The sequence below is a fragment of the Fructilactobacillus florum 8D genome (assembly GCF_000512295.1).
GTDB lineage: Bacteria > Bacillota > Bacilli > Lactobacillales > Lactobacillaceae > Fructilactobacillus > Fructilactobacillus florum.
Genome location: NZ_ALXG01000004.1, coordinates 1 through 19,079 on the forward strand (window position 1 = coordinate 1; position 19,079 = coordinate 19,079).

General features: G+C 43.9%; 17 protein-coding genes and 1 riboswitch. Of the genes, 16 read left to right on the plus strand and 1 reads right to left on the minus strand.

Going from position 1 to position 19,079, the window contains the following annotated elements:
- Positions 1-160 precede the first annotated feature (160 nt).
- Positions 161-333, plus strand: a riboswitch (Lysine riboswitch).
- Positions 334-423: 90 nt separating this feature from the next.
- The 9 genes from lysA (at position 424) to B808_RS00170 (ending at position 8,902) form a co-directional block, all read left to right on the plus strand.
- Positions 424-1,740, plus strand: coding sequence for a diaminopimelate decarboxylase (gene lysA, locus B808_RS00130; RefSeq protein WP_035421187.1), 1,317 nt, complete (start codon positions 424-426; stop codon positions 1,738-1,740).
- On the plus strand, positions 1,737-2,444 hold the full coding sequence (gene dapD / locus B808_RS00135) for a 2,3,4,5-tetrahydropyridine-2,6-dicarboxylate N-acetyltransferase (RefSeq protein ID WP_009166826.1): 708 nt from the start codon (positions 1,737-1,739) through the stop codon (positions 2,442-2,444). The genes lysA and dapD overlap by 4 nt, the downstream gene beginning before the upstream one ends.
- 1 nt (position 2,445) lies before the next feature.
- Complete coding sequence (locus tag B808_RS00140) at positions 2,446-3,615, plus strand: N-acetyldiaminopimelate deacetylase (RefSeq protein WP_035421188.1); 1,170 nt, start codon at positions 2,446-2,448, stop codon at positions 3,613-3,615.
- Between the two features lies 1 nt (position 3,616).
- Positions 3,617-4,489: a 4-hydroxy-tetrahydrodipicolinate synthase gene (dapA, locus tag B808_RS00145; protein ID WP_035421189.1), complete on the plus strand. Its 873-nt coding sequence runs from the start codon at positions 3,617-3,619 to the stop codon at positions 4,487-4,489.
- A gap of 2 nt (positions 4,490-4,491) precedes the next feature.
- Positions 4,492-5,259: a 4-hydroxy-tetrahydrodipicolinate reductase gene (gene dapB, locus B808_RS00150; protein WP_035421190.1), complete on the plus strand. Its 768-nt coding sequence runs from the start codon at positions 4,492-4,494 to the stop codon at positions 5,257-5,259.
- A 12-nt stretch (positions 5,260-5,271) separates the two neighbouring features.
- Positions 5,272-6,327, plus strand: coding sequence for an aspartate-semialdehyde dehydrogenase (locus B808_RS00155; RefSeq protein WP_035421196.1), 1,056 nt, complete (start codon positions 5,272-5,274; stop codon positions 6,325-6,327).
- A 440-nt stretch (positions 6,328-6,767) separates the two neighbouring features.
- Entirely contained in the window at positions 6,768-7,412 is a 645-nt protein-coding gene (locus B808_RS00160; RefSeq protein WP_009166821.1) for an amino acid ABC transporter permease, read from the plus strand.
- A 9-nt stretch (positions 7,413-7,421) separates the two neighbouring features.
- On the plus strand, positions 7,422-8,060 hold the full coding sequence (locus B808_RS00165; RefSeq protein ID WP_035421197.1) for an amino acid ABC transporter ATP-binding protein: 639 nt from the start codon (positions 7,422-7,424) through the stop codon (positions 8,058-8,060).
- A gap of 14 nt (positions 8,061-8,074) precedes the next feature.
- The gene (locus B808_RS00170) at positions 8,075-8,902 is read left to right on the plus strand and encodes an amino acid ABC transporter substrate-binding protein (RefSeq protein ID WP_009166820.1); all 828 of its coding nucleotides are present in this window, start codon (positions 8,075-8,077) and stop codon (positions 8,900-8,902) included.
- Positions 8,903-8,964: 62 nt separating this feature from the next.
- On the opposite strand, the gene B808_RS06515 is transcribed toward B808_RS00170, so the two are convergent.
- Positions 8,965-9,141, minus strand: a complete 177-nt coding sequence (locus B808_RS06515) for a hypothetical protein (RefSeq protein ID WP_009166819.1) — start codon at positions 9,139-9,141, stop codon at positions 8,965-8,967.
- Positions 9,142-9,209: 68 nt separating this feature from the next.
- Between B808_RS06515 and secA the strand changes: the two genes are divergently transcribed.
- From secA to B808_RS00205, 7 genes are read left to right on the plus strand one after another with little or no spacing between them, the layout of a single operon-like run.
- On the plus strand, positions 9,210-11,561 hold the full coding sequence (gene secA / locus B808_RS00175) for a preprotein translocase subunit SecA (RefSeq protein ID WP_035421198.1): 2,352 nt from the start codon (positions 9,210-9,212) through the stop codon (positions 11,559-11,561).
- 18 nt (positions 11,562-11,579) lie between these two features.
- On the plus strand, positions 11,580-12,812 hold the full coding sequence (locus B808_RS00180; RefSeq protein WP_035421199.1) for a preprotein translocase subunit SecY: 1,233 nt from the start codon (positions 11,580-11,582) through the stop codon (positions 12,810-12,812).
- Between the two features lie 16 nt (positions 12,813-12,828).
- On the plus strand, positions 12,829-14,433 hold the full coding sequence (gene asp1 / locus B808_RS00185; RefSeq protein ID WP_035421200.1) for an accessory Sec system protein Asp1: 1,605 nt from the start codon (positions 12,829-12,831) through the stop codon (positions 14,431-14,433).
- Positions 14,420-15,991 (plus strand): accessory Sec system protein Asp2, encoded by a 1,572-nt coding sequence (gene asp2 / locus B808_RS06315; protein WP_051393764.1) that lies wholly within the window; start codon positions 14,420-14,422, stop codon positions 15,989-15,991. The genes asp1 and asp2 overlap by 14 nt, the downstream gene beginning before the upstream one ends.
- 16 nt (positions 15,992-16,007) lie before the next feature.
- Positions 16,008-16,706, plus strand: coding sequence for an accessory Sec system protein Asp3 (asp3, locus tag B808_RS00195; protein ID WP_009166814.1), 699 nt, complete (start codon positions 16,008-16,010; stop codon positions 16,704-16,706).
- 45 nt (positions 16,707-16,751) lie between these two features.
- Entirely contained in the window at positions 16,752-18,212 is a 1,461-nt protein-coding gene (locus B808_RS00200; RefSeq protein ID WP_009166813.1) for a glycosyltransferase, read from the plus strand.
- The gene (locus tag B808_RS00205; RefSeq protein ID WP_035421202.1) at positions 18,190-19,059 is read left to right on the plus strand and encodes a hypothetical protein; all 870 of its coding nucleotides are present in this window, start codon (positions 18,190-18,192) and stop codon (positions 19,057-19,059) included. Before B808_RS00200 ends, B808_RS00205 begins: the two co-directional genes overlap by 23 nt.
- Positions 19,060-19,079 lie beyond the last annotated feature (20 nt).

The following is a 19,079-nucleotide window of genomic DNA, read 5'->3' on the forward strand; positions in this document are numbered from 1 at the left end:
TAAGGTTTTTAAAGTGGCTACAGTTCAGATTCTACTTGGTTATCCTTAATTTCATGTTTTTCTGTTTAAATTTTGGATTGAACAATAGCGAAACAGCTAAAGTTTATTTAATGGTTGGAAATTTGTTGACTAACCAGTAATTATTAGTTATGCTTTTAACAAATCAAATAGAGGTCGCAGGTAATAAGAGTAGTTAGTGGAGCTGCCATTCAGCTGAGAAACTAACCAAAGGGTTAGCTGCCGAAGTGCTAAGGAATGGGCCTTAGTTAACTGGGACATGACTTAAGAGGTCATGGACTGTCGGGATACATGTCTCGGGGAGCTATGAACAAACAATTTGATACTACTTAGTTAGGGTCAGTTGGCAGAGCTTCCGCCAACCGACTCTTTTTTTGTAAGAATTGATCTAAGGGGAGAAAAGCTATGCTTGCAAAAACAGATGTTCAAGATAATCAACTAGTGATCGGTGGGATACCGGCGACTAAGTTGGCTGATCAGTTTGCAACACCGCTACAGGTATACGATGTTGCCAAAATTAGGGCGCAAATCCATGCTTTTCAACGAGTATTCACTGAGAACGGGATTGAGTATGCCGTTAGTTATGCCAGTAAGGCATTTGCTTGTATCGCAATGTATCAGCTCCTGGCTCAGGAACATGTTCACATTGACGTAGTTTCTGCGGGGGAATTGTTTACCGCTCAGCAAGCTGGCTTTCCGATGGGACACGTTAGTTTCCACGGCAATAACAAATCGATTGCTGAGCTTGAAATGGCAGTACGATTGCATGTCGGAGTGATTATTCTCGACAACTTTACGGAAATCAAGCAATTAGCCACGATTTTGGAGCAGGAAGCAGCAACTTGTGATGTGATGATTCGGGTTTCTCCGGCAGTTTCGGCACATACTCATGAATTTATTCAAACTGGTCAGCAGGATAGCAAGTTTGGTTTTGATATGTTGACGGGGCAGGCGGATCAGGTATTACAACAAGTGTTAGCGCAACCACGAATGAAGGTTGTCGGGGTTCATTCCCACATCGGTTCGCAGATTTTTGATACCACTGGGTTTCAGATTGAAACCAAAAAGTTGGTTGATTTGATGAAACATTGGCAGACCAAGTTTGACTACGTTCCAGCAATTATCAACGTGGGTGGTGGTTTTGGAATTAAGTATACCGATGATGATCAACCTTTAGCCCCAGAAAAATTTGTTGGTCAAATCATCACAACTTTACAAAGTGAGGTTGCAAAAGAAAAGCTCCCACTGCCAGCTGTTTGGATTGAACCTGGTCGTTCAATCGCTGGTCCTGCTGGAACGAGTCTTTATCGGGTGGGAACCAGTAAAACAATTCCTGAGGTTCGTAAGTATGTGGCAGTGGACGGTGGGATGGGCGATAACATTCGACCGGCACTATACGGTGCCAAGTATGATGCCGTAGTGGCCGATGAGGTTCGACCAACTGGGAAAACGGAACTCGTTACTTTAGCAGGAAAATACTGTGAATCGGGTGATGTGCTAATCAAAAATATCGAACTACCGGTGTTGCACACCGGACAGGTAGTAGCGGTGTTAGCCACCGGAGCATATGGATATTCGATGGCCTCTAACTATAATCGTAATCCGCGACCGGCCGTGATTTTTGTTGAAAATGGTCAAGCCGAAGTGGTTGTCAAGCGAGAAACAACCGCCGACCTAGTCAGACTGGACCAACCATTTACTTTAGGAGAAGCAAACAAATGAGCGAATTAGATGCAGCAGCAATCATTAAATACATTGGAACTGCCCCCAAAACGACGAATGTTAAGGTTTATATCAAGGGAAAGTTAGCAGAACTTACCTTCCCCCAAGAAATAAAGGCGTTTACTGATGAACAAATTGGGATTTTATTTGGCGACTGGGCCGTTGTAAAACCTTTTTTAGCCCGTCATCAGGATCAGATTGCCGATTATCAAGTGGAAAATCTGGCTCGAAACCAAGCCGTTCCCTTGCTAGACACTAAAGAATTAGATGCCCGGATTGAACCAGGGGCACTTATTCGTGAGCAGGTTAAGATTGGCAAGGATGCGGTCGTAATGATGGGGGCTTTGATTAACATCGGAGCTGAAATTGGTGCAGGCTCAATGATTGACATGGGGGCGGTTTTAGGTGGCCGGGCCCTCGTTGGAAAGCATTGTCATATTGGTGCGGGGGCAGTCCTAGCTGGAGTAATTGAACCAGCCAGTGCTAAACCAGTTCAAATCGATGACGATGTTTTGATTGGAGCTAATGCCGTTGTGATTGAAGGGGTCCACGTGGGTACCGGAGCGGTCGTGGCTGCTGGGGCCGTCGTGACTAGTGATGTAGCTCCGCATACGGTGGTGGCTGGGATGCCAGCCGTTAAGGTTAAGGATGTTAACCAGCAGACCTTGACAAAGACGAAGTTAGAGGATGATTTGAGGGGTTAAAATGGGAACTGAACGAGTTGATTTGCCAAAAATTTATCGCGACTTACATCAGATTCCGGAATTAGCTTTACAAGAAAGCAAGACACATCAATATTTACTAGCGTTGATTCAAAAGCTGACAGCGGGACTTGATTTTGTCGAAATCAAGACGCCAGCTGCACTACCAACGGCGATCTTGGTATTGCTACATGGAAGTAATCCCAAGCGTACGATTGGCTATCGCACTGATATTGATGCCCTACCGGTAACTGAAGCGACTGGTTTGCCCTATGCTTCAAAAAATCCACATGTGATGCATGCCTGCGGGCATGATTTACATATGACCGTTGCGCTTGGAATTTTAGCGCATTTTTGTGAGCATCGCCCCAGTGATCAACTTCTGTTCTTCTTTCAACCTGCCGAAGAAAGCGAAAATGGTGGTAAATTGGCCTATGAAGATCAGTTGTTCACTGGGAAGTGGCGACCGGATGAATTTTACGGGCTGCATGATAACCCGCAACTGCCTGCGGGAACGATTGGGTGCCGTTTAGGGACCCTGTTCGCTGGAACCACGGAAGTTGACGTTCATTTTACAGGTAAACAAGGGCATGCAGCGTATCCGCAATTTGCGAATGATATGGTAGTTGCCGCGAGTCAATTTATTATGCAAGTTCAAACAATTATTTCCCGAAGTATTGACCCCATCGAAGGGGGCGTAATTACTTTTGGGCAGTTTGAAGCGGGCACGATTCGAAATGTAATTGCGGGTACGGCGCAACTGCATGGGACGATCAGAGGATTGACTCAAAAGATGATTCGACAGATTGATAAGCGCCTCCAAGACGTGGCTACTGGGATTGCCACCAGCTATGATTGCCAGGTTGATTTAAAGCTTAATCAAGGTGGGTATCTGCCAGTTGAAAATGACCCGACAAGAACGGCGGATTTAATTAAATATATGAAAAAGAACCCAGAGATCGACTATCAAGAAACCGAACCAGCAATGACTGGAGAAGACTTTGGCTACTTGTTATCTAAATTTCCTGGAACGATGGTCTGGCTTGGGGCCGGAGATCCTGACCACCAGCTGCACTCTGATCGGTTTGCTCCTGATGTGCGGGCAATTCAACCGGGAGTTAGCGCTTTAAGTGGATTTTTAACACATCGGATGCAGGAAGCAGAGGAGGACTAAGATGTTTGAAACTACAGATATTATCACGGCATTGATTACACCGTTTGATTGTCGCCAACAGATTAACTACGATGCATTACAGAAGTTAACGGATCGCTTGTTAGCAGAGGGTGGTAATGGATTCCTAATTGGTGGGACGACGGGGGAAACAGCTACTTTAGAACATGATGAACGGCTGAATCTTTACCGTGAATTTGTGAAGATTGTAGCTGGTCGCGCTCCCATTATTGCAGGTACGGGGAGCAATAATACGGCAGAAACGATTGCGCTAACAAAGGAAGTCAGCCAAATCGCGGGGATTGCGGCAGCATTAGTAGTAGTACCGTACTATAATAAACCGGATCAAATTGGGATGAAGGCTCATTTTCGAGCCGTTGCTGATGCTTCTGATCTGCCCATCATTATGTATAACATTCCTGGTCGTACCGGAGTTACTATGAGTGTCGATACGATTGTTTCGTTAAGTACGCATCCCAATATTATTGGTGTGAAACAATGTGGTTCATTACCAGATTTTGAGCAGTTGGTGGAACGGACGCCCGAGGACTTCTTAGTATATACGGGCGAAGATCCCCAGAGTTTAGCTACCAAAGTTGCTGGCGGTAGTGGGGTCATCTCAGTTGCTTCCCATCTGTATTTGCCAACCATGCGGGCGATGTTTGATAAATTGGCACAACACCCCTTCCAAGCAGGAGCCCTACAACGAGCATTGACTCCCAAGATGCAGGCCCTATTTTTGTACCCCTCACCTGCACCCGTTAAGTTCATGTTGGCTCGCAATGGTTTGAACGTTGGTGGGTGTCGGTTGCCAATCACCGATCTGGATGAAGCAGAGCAACACCAGTTATTACAAGCGCTGGGAGAAGAGGAGTAGGGATGATTAAAGTTTTAGTTTCCGGCTTTCAAGGCGCCATGGGACAACAGGCAGTTCGTTTAATCGAGCATGATCAGCAGTTAGAGTTAGTGGCTGTTTATAGTCCGCATGCGACAAGGAATGCGTCTGTGCCGACGGGATGTCAGTTATTTACACAGTTGACAGCAATTCAGACGGATGCACAGGTCTGGGTTGATTTTTCGACTCCGGCAGGAGCTGCAGAAAATGCTAAGTTTGCATTAGCCCATAATTTGATTCCAATCATTGGTACCAGCGGGTTAAGTTCTGAGACGATTCAAGCGCTTCAGAAATTCGCCAAATCCCAGCACCAAAAGGGGCTTTTGGTGCCTAATTTCGGGCTCTCAGCGGTGTTATTGATGCAGTTTGCCAAGCAGGCAGCGCGTTATTTTCCCGATGCGGAAATCATTGAAATGCATCATGCGGATAAACGTGATTCTCCTTCTGGGACAGCAATTAGCACTGCAGAACAAATTGCGATTGGTCGGCAAGGGACGCCCTTTGAAGCACCACAGACGACAGAAACAATTCCGGGAGCGCGTGGCGCACATTACGAAAATGTCCCGATCCACGCCGTCCGCTTGCCGGGCTATGTAGCTCACGAACAGGTGTTATTTGGTGGTCCAGGGGAAGCTCTTACAATTCGGCAGGATTCATTTGACCGCCGTTCATTTATGCACGGGCTTCGCTTAGCATTGTTAAATACCAATAAACTATCTGGTTTTATGGTTGGGTTAGAAAATGTCTTATAGGAAGGAAGCAGCATGACGAAAAATTATACAGTTGCAATTTTAGGAGCAACAGGGGCAGTTGGTACGCGCTTGTTGAGCCAGTTGGAACAGTCAGAGATTCCAGTGGGACAGATTAAATTATTGGCATCAAAACGATCGGCTGGAAAACAACTCCAGTTTCATGACCAGTCAGTGGTAGTTGAAGAAGCAACGCCGGCCTCCTTTGACGGCGTTGATATTGTGCTAGCTTCGGCTGGGGGAGCTGTTTCTAAACGTTTGCTGCCAGAAGCGGTTAAACGAGGGGCCGTTTGTGTAGATAACACGAGTGCTTTTCGGATGGATCCAGCAGTTCCGCTGGTAGTCCCAGAAGTGAATGCGTCTGCATTACAAAAGCATCAGGGGATTATTGCTAATCCAAACTGTTCAACGATTCAAATGGTAGCTGCTTTAAAACCAATTTATGACACGGCGGGATTAAAGCAAGTCGTGGTTTCTACTTACCAAGCAGGATCAGGTGCGGGCCAGCGGGCCATTCAAGAGCTCGATCAACAGGCGCAACAACATTTAGACGGTCAAACCATGACTAGTGAGATTTTTCCAGTTAAAGGAGCTGCCCGGCATTATCCACTGGCTTTCAACCTCTTACCGCAAATTGATGTATTTGAGCCTGATGGATCAACTCATGAAGAATGGAAAATGGTTCATGAAACGAAAAAGATTTTATTGGATGATATGGATGCAACTGCAATTAAAGTGAATGCCACCTGTGTTCGAGTTCCCGTGGTAATTGGACATGGTGAATCAGTTTATTTTGAGGTTGCTCATCCAGAGAAAATGAATCCAACTAAAATGAAGGAAGTTTTGCAGCAGGCCCCAGGAGTGGTGGTACAGGATGATCCAGCAACACAGCTATATCCGCAACCCATTAACGCAGCTGGGACAACTGCTACTTATGTGGGCAGAATTAGAGCCGATCTTGAAAATCAAGGTGGGTATAATCTATGGGTCGTCGCTGATAATTTGCTTAAGGGAGCCGCTGCAAATACGGTAGCTATTGCCGCAACACTGGTTAAAAATCAGTGGCTGTAGCTTACTCGTAAAAACCGAAATATTTACTAATGTAACGGCTTTTTTGTTGCAAAATAAAGATGAATTAGTTAGCTGAAAGACTCAAAAGCTACTTAATCAGAACATTGTTGGTTTTTAAGCTTGACAAATTAATTCAGAGTTCGTAAAATGTGAACAACGATTTGCACGAACGAGTAACTGAAAACGAACGTCGAGAGAGCCGTGCTACAGCTGTGAAGCGGTCGCTCGTTTCAGCGAACCACACTCGTGATCATCAGGTATATTCTAGAACGTACTCGGGTTGCTCCGTTACAAGCTGTACCTCATCATACGCTGGGGTACCTGAGTGGCTAATAGTAATATTAGTCAAAATCGAGGTGGAACCGCGAAATCATCGTCCTCAAGTTATCGTTAATTGATAACTTGGGGACTTTTTTGTTGGGATCCCAAAGGAGGACAGGATGCACTATCTAATTACAATTTTACCTAGCCTATTGGCTGGATTAAAGATGACACTAGGAGTCTTTGCACTGACACTCATTGGTTCACTCCCATTTGGTATCTTAGTGGCAGTCTTGCAACGTAGTCCGGTAGCCCTGTTACGGGGTGTTTTAAATGGATATATTACGATTATGCGAGGAACCCCGTTACTATTGCAAATTGTGTTTGTCTATTATGGCTTGAGTTTGGCGAACTTGGTAACCCTCCCACGGTTTGAGGCAGCGGTGGTCACTTTTATTCTTAACTACACAGCGTATTTTGCTGAAATTTTTCGTGGTGGCTTGCAGGCTATCCCGAGTGGACAAATTGCTGGGGCAAAAGTGTTAGGGTTTAATCGCTGGCAGACCCTGTGGTACGTGACCCTACCACAAGTGGTGAAAACTGTGATGCCATCCGTTGGTAATGAAGTTATTAATCTGGTTAAGGATACCTCACTGGTGTATGTCATTGGACTAGGTGATTTGATGCGGGCTGGGAACATCGCTGTGGCTCGTGATGTTACGTTAGTCCCATATTTAGCAGTTGGCGCACTCTATCTCTTGTTGACCATTCTGTTGACGGTTCTAATGCGGTATGTAGAAAAACGGTTGAATTACTACCAGTAGGAGGATACGATGCTAACAATTAAAAATTTAAGCAAGCAATACAACGGGAAAGTAATCTTTAAGGATCTAAACGTTACCGTTGCGGATGGTCAGATTTTAACAGTTGTAGGGCCTTCGGGGATTGGGAAGACCACCTTTTTACGGGTGTTAGCTGGATTGACGAAGGCGGATGCAGGGGAAATCTCGCTCAATCAGCAGCCACTGTTATTGAACGAAAACCGCACGGGGGCAGAGGTCGGGGTTATCTTTCAAGATTTTAACTTATTTCCGCAATATACGGTATTTGAAAATATTACGTTAGCACCACGAATTGTTGCTCGTCAGCACCGACGTGTTTATCAGCCACAAGCAGAAGAGCTCCTCGCCCAGTTGCATCTAACGGAACAACGTGATTTTTACCCGTTTCAACTCTCTGGAGGACAAAAACAGCGAACGGCAATTGCCCGCGCATTGGCGATGCAGCCAGGAGTACTGGCCTATGATGAACCGACGTCTGGCCTAGATGAAACAACGACGCAACAAGTGGTTACGGTCATTAAGCAACTGCAACAGCAGGGAGTCACTCAGATTGTGGTTACTCATGATCGACCCTTTGCTGACCAGTTATCCGGAGCAGTGCTTGATTTTGGTACGGATGTAGTACGCTAACCAGGGAGGTCGGGATGAAACGAACAAGAAAACTATGGCTTGCCAATTCGCTGGTGTTTCTGGTAGTCCTTGTGGCTGGAATTTTTATTTTTGAGCGGGCTACTCATCGCAATGACACGTGGAATCGAGTGCAACAGCGCCAAACCCTCAAGATTGGGATTGATGATACCTTTGTCCCAATGGGATTTCGAAATAAACAGGGACAATTAATTGGATATGATGTCGAGCTAGCTCGGGCGGCTTGTAAAAAACTAGGGGTTCGTCCAGAATTTCAAGTGATCGACTGGTCAATGAAAGAAACGGAACTAGCTACTGGACACATTGATGCGATTTGGAATGGATATACAATTACCCCAGAGCGCCGTGAACATGCAGCGTTTACTAATATTTATCATAAAAGTTATCAGGTGCTTTTAACCCGGAAAAATGCTGGGGTTAACCAGCCACAAGATCTACATGATAAACAGTTGGGCGTTCAATCAGGTTCATCTGGTTATACGATGTTTCAAACCAAACCGCAGGCCTTAAAACAGTACTTGAAAACCAAACCGGTTCAGTACGATACCTTTGATAAGGCGATCAATGATGTGCGCGTGGGCCGGTTGGCGGCGGTTTTGATTGATCGCGACTATGCTAACTATTACCTTAATCATGAAACAGGCGTCCATAATCTAAAGATTGTAGCAACTAGTTTCCCGCCTGATGAATATGCAGTTGGGGTGCGAAAACAGGATCGAACCCTTCGCTTGAAACTCAACCAAGCGATCCAACAACTCCATCGTGATGGAACCGAGCAACGGTTGGCACGCAAATATTTTGGGAAAACTACTGCGAAACAATAAACTAAAAAAACCGTCCTCCAAGTATCATTAGGAGGACGGTTTTTTGATGATAATGGAGTTAGTTACTTCAAAAGGAACGATCCAATGATGCCAGCAAGTACGATAAGGGCAAGGCCGACGTTAATAATGATGTTTAGCCAGGGCTTGCGACGTCGCTTGCTGGTATCGGGGCGTTCACGGTCTAGTTCAGCAAATCGATTTTTAATATCTTGGTCAATAAATTTTTTGTTTTGTGTCATAATGACAATAGTATAGTATTTATCTTGAAAAGAAACAATTATTATTTAACTGAAGCAGGTGATGAGTAATGCCAAAATTACACCAGCGAAAGTATCGAAAGATTACCAAGCAAATTTTAAAGCGAATGGCAGGCTACCAACAAATGAGCGATGCCGAACTACAGCACCAAACCCAACTTTTGCAACGCCAGGTTAATGGTCAGCGCCGAAACCTCAAAAAGGTTTTGCCAGCAGCTTATGCGGTAGTCTGTGAGGCTAGTAAGCGGGTTTTGGGTCTGTCACCGTTTCCCGTCCAAATCCTTGGAGCAGTGGCAATGGAAGATGGCAATGTGGTGGAGATGAAAACCGGAGAAGGGAAGACATTGACGGCCACGATGCCAATGTATCTGCATGGACTTGCTGGACGGGGTAATTACTTAATTACTGCAAACGAATACTTGGCGAACCGTGATTCAGAAACGATGGGTAAATTGTACCGATGGCTGGGTTTGTCAGTTTCATCAGCGGTTCCCCAGCCAGGTCAAGATGCTGATCAGCGTGATTTGGCAAAAATTTATCAAGCAAACATTGTTTATACAACTAACAGTACATTGGGATTTGATTATTTATTTGACAACCTAGCGAAAACGAAGGAAGAACAGCATTTACCCAGTTTTAACTTTGCCCTATTAGATGAAGCAGATGCAGTTTTATTAGATGCAGCGCAAACCCCATTGGTAATTTCTGGAACCCCACGGGTTCAGTCCAATTTTCTAGGGAACGCTGATCAAGTGGTTAAGCTGCTACACCAAGACCGAGATTATCAGATCAGTGATGATCGGAAAAATATCTGGTTTACGCCAGAGGGAATCGTTCGGATGGAGAAATATCTAGATGTTGACAATTTACTGAGTCATGAATGGCGAGATCTGTATTGTCACCTAGTCTTGGCTCTTCGTGCCAATTATTTAATCAAAAAAAATCGAGATTATGTTGTTCATGATGATGAAGTGGTTTTGATTGATCAACATAACGGAAGAGAATTACCAGGGATGAAAATGCAAGCTGGGATGCATCAAGCGGTTGAAACGAAAGAAAACGTTTCGGTTTCACAAGAACAGCGTGCAATGGCAACGATTACCTATCAGAATCTATTTCGAATGTTTCATCAGTTAGCTGGCATGACGGGAACTGCGGCCACAGATGCAAAGGAATTTTTGGAAGTGTATAACCTGACGGTCTTTAAAGTTCCCACGAACAAGCCCAACATTCGAATTGATTTACCGGATCGACTTTACATTACAAACCAAGCCAAGCTGGTAGACAGTTTGCAGGTGGTTAAGCAGGCATATGCTCAGCGGCGACCGATTCTGATTGAAACCGGTTCGCTGGAACTATCGGTTTTATATTCACGGTTGCTATTGCAAGCGGAGATTCCGCATAGTGTTTTAAATGCTCGTAGTGAGGTAAAGGAAGCTGATATTATTCGGCATGCAGGAGAGCTTGGAGCAGTTACTGTGTCAACTGCCATGGCAGGACGGGGAACCGATATTCGGATTGCGCCAGCGGTTGAAAAATTAGGAGGTCTGTTGGTATTAGGAACCGAACGAATGCAGAATAAGCGGATTGATAACCAGTTGCGAGGGCGGGCTGGAAGACAAGGGGCACCCGGTGAAAGTGTTTTTTATACATCATTAGAGGATAAAATTGTAACCGAACATTCCACCCGAAGCGTGCAGAAATTCGCTCGTCAACATGCCCAGCAGCAACAACAGTTACTGGGGAAGAAGAGTCGTTTTAAACATGTGATTGATCGAGCACAACGATTTTTAGCTAATCAACAGCGGGCAGCACGCTTTGAAACGTTGCAGTATGGAGAAATCACACGATTACAGCGGAAAGCGGTGTACTTACAACGTGATCAGATCATGACGGCAACTGATCTTAGTGCGATTATTCAAAAAACTTTTCATTTTGTGGCTCATGAGTTTGTTTACCATCGCGGGTATCAGAATCATGGCGAAACCCTGCTAGAGTTTATTTATCAAAATATTGATCCAAGCTATCGCAGTGCGACAGATTTACAGCTTGAGTCACGCAAACAGCAGGAAAGCCGCTTATTGCAACTGATGAATGATCGGTTGCAACGGCTTCACGAGCAGCTGGTTGATCAGCAGCAGTGGCTTTATTTTCAACGAGTGACGCTACTGCGGGCAATTGATCAGGGCTGGATTGGTCAGGTTGATCACTTGGAAGTTTTGATGCGAGTGATTAAGGAACGTTCGATTGCACAAGTTAATCCGATCTATGAGTTTCAACGAGAAGGTCAAAAGGCTTTTGATAAAATGAAAACGGTAATCAACTTAAAAGCAGTTCAAAATGTAACTAACTCTGAAGTTATTATAAAAAAAGACGGTAAAATTGAGATCGAGTTCCCATAAAACAGGTAGGAGGCGACGATGAAATTTTTTAGACAACATGATTTGTTGCAGCGTGGGTTGGTGATGTTTCTCCTACTAGCCATTTTACTTATAGGGCAGGCAATTATTTTACCAGGGATTAATCCGGAGATCGCACACGCCGCACTGGCAAAACGGACATATTTAGGTCTATTAGGGATTTCGGTAGGGGGTCAATTTAAACTTCCAACGATTTTTACGTTGGGGCTGGGTCCTTATATGACAGGTCTTATTGTTTGGCAGGCAATTTCTGCGTTGGATTTAGAAGGGATTAATCGGTTATCTCTTAGTCAAACGGGCTATCTGCAAAAAATAATTACGCTGGTATTGGCTATTTTGCAAAGTTCACAGATTGTTCGGTACTTACAACCAGCCCTAGTCAGTGGGACGCAGATCGGGGGAGTTTCTTTTAATAAAACCTTTGTCAGTGCTTCTGCCATGTTGATTTTGATTGCGGGATCGATGCTAACGGTCTTTTTGGGTGAGTTTAATGCAGACAAGGGACTCGGTGGTATTTCAGTTTTAATTTTACCTGGGATCATTTTGGGATTACCACAGTTATTGCAGAAGGGTTGGAAACTACATCATTATCCGTTAACCCACTATCATTTGCTGGTCGCAGCAGGCTTGACTCTCTTGGTGGTGATTATTTTTATCATGCTCTTACAAATTGAACTTCGCATCCCGGTGCAAAATCCCTTTCTGGTTGATGCCGGGCGCCAATCATACCTACCTTTCCGGTTATTAGTTGCTGGCTCCATGCCCTTTATGTTCTCGGCAACCATCTTCACGTTGCCACGTAGTATCTTTAAAAGTAGTTTAGATCATAATGGAGGGCACTGGTTATTGCAATTGACAAATCCGCAAACAGGAATTGGGATTTTAATGTATGGGATTGTTTTGATGTTTTTGAGTTATGCATTTGGTTTGATCACAATTCAACCTTTGAAATTAGCGAAACAAATGAAAGAAAATGATGAGTATTTAATCAATGTTTTTCCTGGTGTTTATACCAGTCGCTATCTGATGCAACGATTTTTAGGAATGGCAACAATCGGTGGTTTCTGTTTAGTTGGCTTGGGAGTTACGCCGTTAATAATTGGTTTATATGCGCCTGGCTTTGAAAACTTCACTCTGTATTTCGGGAGTGTGGTTATCTTGATAACCATCATGCAGAGTTTAATTGACCAGGTGCGAGCCCTGTATACCCGACAACAGTATCAGATTTTTTGACGGAAAGGAGTTAGTAATGCCGCTAGTAATCCCTAATTTTGAACAAAATGATCGCCACCTTGCGACAGCTCCAGAAATTGTAACTGCTAATTTGTTCCAAGCGCAGGGGATTTCATTTCAACTGGTGTTATTGGAACCCTGTACCGATTTGTTACATAAACTAGCAGCCACCAAGCTGCAAAATCAGTCCCTTTGGAGTGCTCTCGATGAGATTCAAAATGTTGAAATGGCTGATGGGATCTCTCGAACATTCTATGATCTGGACTTGCCCACGGGTCTGCGGGGGCTGGAACCGATTTTTTTGGATAACGAGGTGATTGTTTACCGAGAAACTAAGATTGTTGCTCGGGTTAAATTGCGAAACCAAATTGAATTGGTTCAGATTAGTTATTTTCAAGGAGACGGGACGGTACAAGAGGATCATTATGACGATCGGGGTTTTATTAGCTTTACAAGCTGGCGTAATGCGACTCATGAAGTCATCCGAAAACGTTGGTATACTCCACGGGGACATATCGTTATGGAGGCTGATCGTAGTGGAAAAATTACGCCACAGCCAGAATTTCAAGCGCAGTTTCGAGCGCCGAGCTATCGTTCGTTAGCATTCCTAATTCGTGAAAAATATTTAGAAAAATTTGGTGAACACCAGACAATTATTTCTGCCTTGGGTGGGAGTCGCCGTCAAAACCAAATTGCGTTTAATCTGCCAGCTGCTAAGAATTTAGTCCTCTTGGATGATCAGGTTGTTTCTGATGATTTGCTTAATGTAGTCCAAACTTTTCCACGGTTGCATTGGATTTTTCCTAGTCAGACCATGGCGCGCTCCTTTGCAAAGCAGATCCAGTCAGCGGATGATCTTCAGCAGACGAGCATCGAACCATTTCCGGCTTCTTTTGATCTGGGAATTAGCAATGAGCTAGAGGCCAAGGTTATTTATGCGCGGATTTCTAAGCTTACAGCGACGGAGCGTACTCAGTTTGTGACGGCACTGTTACCCTTACTATTAGAGGATAAGCACAAGGTCTTAGTGGTTGAAGCTAGTATGAATGATACACAACTTTTACGCCACGAGGTTGATGACTGGATTGCTTCGAGTCTGCACATTGATTTAACAAAAATTAACTATGAAAAAATGGTTCAGAAGTTAAGTCTCAAATCGTTTGAAACTGAAGAACAATGGCTTGATTTTTTAGATGACCAGGTTGATCAGCTTGGGGTACAAGAATTTAGTAAAGCGCAACTGCGACAATTCTACCAATTAAATCAACTATTAATGCGGATTCACCTGCTTGACGAGGGCAACCAATATCTTTTAACTGATTTTAGTCGCATTAGGCTCTATATTGATTTGGGAGCGCTCCCCAGCTTGCGTCATGGGATTCTGGCAATTACAGTGGGAGTGCCTCAAATTGTACAAGGAGAGAGCGATCTCGTATTAGAGCAAGAAAACGGGTTGCGGTGCCACTCCATAAAGGATTTACATGAACAAATTCCCTATTTTACTGATAATTTATTTAACTGGAACCATGCGCTAGTTGAAAATGTCAAGCTAGAAGAAAAGTATTCAGCCGCAAGTTTAATCAAGCAATGGGAGCAGGTGATTGGAAATGAGTCTTCGTAAGCAACAACCAACTTTAGTTATTCATTTAACCCGTTATGGTTTTACAGATGCTGCAAATATTTTAGGAGAAGATTACCAATATTACTGGTCTGATGATCGCCGATGGCAGCAAGAAATTATTGCTGATCAGCCTTTGTTTGATGATGCTGGAAAACTAAATAAAGCTTATCAACGGGCTTTATTCATTATTGATAATGGTTTTCCCTGGCTGACGGACCGCAGGGTTATTCAACAATTACCGGCCAATCAAATTTTTTTTGCTAAACAGTTAAAGATTAGTTCAGAGCTTCACGACTTATTGAGTCTCCGCGGAGCAATCGAGTTCAACAAACTTCACCCAGAAAAATTGTTTGAGATGATCAATTACTATTGGTATAGCGGCAGTGATGGATACCGTTATGATCCACAAAGCTGGTTATTTAATCCGGCGCTAGTCAAAACGATTTATCAGCGGGGAAATCTTTACCGTGAATTTCAGGTAACTGATCAGGAAAATTGGGATGTTTTGACTTATCCAAACCATTCATTTTATCTGCCTGCCAGACTAACTGATACGATTTCATTAGATTATCAAGTTTTTTCTGGGGTGCAGTTAGGGTTGAAAATTAAGCAGATTGATGTTGAAACGGGGTACCCGCTCCAAACCATTTTTCTAACGAAAAATGAAGATCTAAACAGTTTCGAGATCAAGGGACCCCGAAAACGAGCCACTCAGTTTCAGGTGTTATTGTATATTCGAGGCAGTGGTCAGGTTCGCATTGGGGAACTTCACGTCCGCCGATCTCGTGGTGCATATGGAAATATGATGATTAATGATCAGATGTTGACTGACCAACAATTACACGGAAATATAGGAATCTATTTCAATGCTGGCGACCTAAAACCACCGTTGAACGTTTACTTTGCTGGTTATCGTACGAAAGAAGGCTATGAGGGTAATCGGATGATGGCCTCTATGGGGGCACCATATTTGTTGATTTCTGATTGGCGATTAGAAGGTGGAGCTTTTTATTTAGGAGATCCAGCGTTTGAGCACCAGTTAGTAAGCATAATTAAGAAGACATTACAACGACTACAGTTTGAACCACAACAATTGATCTTGTCTGGAATGTCGATGGGAACCTTTGGCGCATTATACTATGGTGCACAATTAAACCCCAGTGGGATTGTCGTCGGCAAACCACTGACGCAGTTGGGCGAGATTGCGCAAAATGGGCGAGTGAAGCGCTCAACCGATTTTCGCACGGCGGAAGATATCCAGCTGTATTATGAACCAGATTTGACAGAAGCTAGCAGTCAGCATCTCAATGATCGCTTTTGGAACGTCTTTCGTGCAGGAAAATTGACGCAGACAACGTTGGCCGTGGCATATATGTTACAAGATGACTATGATCAAACGGCTTTTCAGCGTTTGCGACAGGCTTATTGGCAATTAAACCCAGCTGGGCGGTTGCTAGCAAAAGGATTTGTTGGTCGGCACAATGATGATACGGCTGGGGTCGTGCAATGGTTTCAGCGACAGTACCGATTTTTGTTACAAGAATTTGGACGGGACTAGTTGAAAGGAGTACAAGATGGAGACAACGCTATCGTTTTTAACCTGGCCGCCTCAAAGTATTACAACGGACACTTATGGGTCAACGATTAATTATAATGACGATAACAGTGTTTCATATCAAAATTTATTACAACCAGCCGGGACACGAATTCATACGTGGGAGACTAATCACAACATTAATCGACGCGAACCGTTGCAATTACCGGATAAACGTGCGCCCTTTTTGAAGAATGGACAACGGTACCGGTTGCAAGGAGATTTTGCAGTTGAGCCCCAGAATTCTGTTGGACTGTCATTGCGAACGTTTAACGCGAAACAAGAGCTACAACAAGATCAGATGGTTTTACAAGATCACTTAGATTTTACCTTGCAACCCTCAGACACGGACTATGAGTTGGCGTTGGTTAAATTTAATAATTATCAGCTTCGTTTTCGGGTTTTTTACTTGGCAAGTCAGACCCTCTTTGCTACGTACCGGCTCGAGTCCCATTGGGATGACTATTATTTTGATTTAATTAGAAGAACTACAACCCCTGTGAAAAAGCAGCAATTGGCGGTAAAACGCTATCGGTCGATTTCTGATGTGATGCGTATTGAACTTGATCCAGCCGAAGTGGAACGACTTCGGATTCTGCTGGTTCCGCAGAAAATGCCGATGGAACAAGTTAATCAGCTCCGATTAGCCGCAAATCATCAATTACTTCAAATTAAATAGGTAGAATGGAGTCGTTAAATTATGGGATCAAGATGGAGGTAGGAGATGAATTTTTTTATTAATCAAGCAATGGGGCTGGGTAATTCTGGGGTCGAACATGCCGAATTCTACCGAGCACAACGTTTTCAGCAGGCGCAGTTACCGTATCGGTTTGTCTTTTTAAATTTAATCCCAGAACTCCACCAAGCCATTGATCGCTGGCACCTTAATGATCACATGGTTTTGAATCTGTGGGAATATTTGGTTTTGGGCGACAACTATTTACAGACAGGACTTTTGCAAAGGCAAGCACCTCGATTACCCGAAACAGTAGTTGATTTAACCCAAACCAACCGAAAAACGGAAGAAGTTACAAGTGCCGGAATCCGGATTGTACAGCACTATTACAAGGGTCCTGATAAGCATCATTCTGATAATCAAGTATTGCAGGTGCGTACGGCACGGGTGGAACTTTACAATGAATTGACCCAGCAGCGAAAGGTAATGTATGAAGTCGTTGATGACCAGCATCGTGGTCATAATGTGATTAATATTCACTTATTTTCTGAGCATGGGCAACACTTGTTTTTTGCCAATTTAGATGGTTTGCACGAGTATTTTTTTGATCAATTGCGTCAAGTGTATCCAGGGATCAATAACTTTTTAATTGATCGGGGTGAATTTGCAGACGATATTTTAATGCGCCAACAGCGAACTGATACAAAGATTATCTACATCATTCATGCTGATCATCTAGCTGATCGTGATGATCCGAGCCGACCATTATGGAATGATCACTATGAATACCTTCTAGATCATCTCTCGGCCGTGGATGCGGTTGTCACGGCAACGGAACTGCAACGGCAAGATTTACTGCTCGATTTTCCTAAAGCTACTAATAAAATTGTTGCCATTCCCGTAGGAGGAATCCGGGAGCAACCAGAGGTAGTCGCACAACCAGCTCAGGGAAAAGTAAAAAAATTAGTTACAGCGTCACGCTTAGCAGCGGAAAAACACCTTGAAATTGCAGTTAAAGCGGTGGTGGCTATGCACCAGGCTGGTTACCAGCTTCAATTTGATATCTATGGTCAAGGGGAACAAAAAGAACCGATTGAAAAGCTCATCAAAACCTGTCGGGCAGAGGATTATATTCAACTCCGAGGGCTTTCTGATGATTTAGAACACGTTTATCCCCGCTATGACGCTTTTATCTCCGCCTCATTTTCCGAAGGCTTTGGTTTAACCTACATTGAAGCTTTGAATGCGGGGTTACCAGTGATTACCTTTGATGCGCGATTTGGAGCGCAAGAATTAATTAAGGATGGGCAAAATGGTTTCTTAGCGACATTGAAGCGGGAAGATGAAGATTATAATGTAAATCAGCTGAAGTTGGCTTTACAAAGGTATTGGCAAGCCGATCCAGTCAAATTAAGCCACCAAACTCGTGCCTCGGTTCGACAGTACCAAGATCAAAATATTGCACAGAAATGGAGGAAACTACTGGATGGACTATCAACTAGTAAATAATGTAGCGACGGAAAAAGATTGGCATGCCCTGCAGCGAACTTTAGCGGCCAACGGCTCCCAGACGCTCTTGACGTTGGCGGCTTCCCCACAACTAGGTCGGTGGACGACGACCGCTACATTCAAGGTGATGAACATCATTGATCGACTGACCCACCGTGAATATCGAGCGGATCAGTATCGATTTTTTAATGATGCACCCATCCCTACTTGGGCCAAAACGATTGTTAATCGTGATGGTAGTATTTCGATTGTTGACCATGGAACTGAAATTGCTCGAGAATTTTTGTTCCCCAATACGCGGCGTGCAGTTCAAGATCTGCGTTATCATAACCCGGATCAAACACTGGATTTCATTGAAGAATTTGCAGCTGATGGCAGTCTGTTTAGTAACTTATTTTATGCAGAAAATGAGCTACAGGAGATGGTCTTCTTTAATCATCAGGAGCAGCCAATTGTGCGTTATTATCTCTACCAAGGAACAATTAATTATGTAACAATTGAAGACCCCCAAAATCAGCAAGTACTAGCTGCCTATCCAGATCTAGTGGCATTCTATCGAGATCAATTGGCGCAGTTCATTACAACTGCTGATACGATTATAATTAATTATCTCGGGTTGGAACTCAGTGTTTTAGCAGAGACGAAATCACATAATATTTTGGAACTGGCAGAAGATCCAGTCGATGATCAAGGCCAAATTCGAGGTAATCTGGCGGCGATTTTACGCAATGAAATCACTAGTATTCAAGAAGTACGGGTAACTCGGCAGGTGGAACGGCAACTGCGACGGCAACGATTACCACTAAACAAGGTTACGGTGATTGCTTCCGCAGAGAAAAAAAGGTGACTGAATCAATTGATTCAGTC

Coding starts and splice junctions, on each gene's coding strand:
- lysA (WP_035421187.1), top strand. CDS start 424: ATGCTTGCAAAAACAGATGTTCAAGATAATCAACTAGTGATCGGTGGG.
- dapD (WP_009166826.1), top strand. CDS start 1,737: ATGAGCGAATTAGATGCAGCAGCAATCATTAAATACATTGGAACTGCC.
- B808_RS00140 (WP_035421188.1), top strand. CDS start 2,446: ATGGGAACTGAACGAGTTGATTTGCCAAAAATTTATCGCGACTTACAT.
- dapA (WP_035421189.1), top strand. CDS start 3,617: ATGTTTGAAACTACAGATATTATCACGGCATTGATTACACCGTTTGAT.
- dapB (WP_035421190.1), top strand. CDS start 4,492: ATGATTAAAGTTTTAGTTTCCGGCTTTCAAGGCGCCATGGGACAACAG.
- B808_RS00155 (WP_035421196.1), top strand. CDS start 5,272: ATGACGAAAAATTATACAGTTGCAATTTTAGGAGCAACAGGGGCAGTT.
- B808_RS00160 (WP_009166821.1), top strand. CDS start 6,768: ATGCACTATCTAATTACAATTTTACCTAGCCTATTGGCTGGATTAAAG.
- B808_RS00165 (WP_035421197.1), top strand. CDS start 7,422: ATGCTAACAATTAAAAATTTAAGCAAGCAATACAACGGGAAAGTAATC.
- B808_RS00170 (WP_009166820.1), top strand. CDS start 8,075: ATGAAACGAACAAGAAAACTATGGCTTGCCAATTCGCTGGTGTTTCTG.
- B808_RS06515 (WP_009166819.1), bottom strand. CDS start 9,141: ATGACACAAAACAAAAAATTTATTGACCAAGATATTAAAAATCGATTT.
- secA (WP_035421198.1), top strand. CDS start 9,210: ATGCCAAAATTACACCAGCGAAAGTATCGAAAGATTACCAAGCAAATT.
- B808_RS00180 (WP_035421199.1), top strand. CDS start 11,580: ATGAAATTTTTTAGACAACATGATTTGTTGCAGCGTGGGTTGGTGATG.
- asp1 (WP_035421200.1), top strand. CDS start 12,829: ATGCCGCTAGTAATCCCTAATTTTGAACAAAATGATCGCCACCTTGCG.
- asp2 (WP_051393764.1), top strand. CDS start 14,420: ATGAGTCTTCGTAAGCAACAACCAACTTTAGTTATTCATTTAACCCGT.
- asp3 (WP_009166814.1), top strand. CDS start 16,008: ATGGAGACAACGCTATCGTTTTTAACCTGGCCGCCTCAAAGTATTACA.
- B808_RS00200 (WP_009166813.1), top strand. CDS start 16,752: ATGAATTTTTTTATTAATCAAGCAATGGGGCTGGGTAATTCTGGGGTC.
- B808_RS00205 (WP_035421202.1), top strand. CDS start 18,190: ATGGACTATCAACTAGTAAATAATGTAGCGACGGAAAAAGATTGGCAT.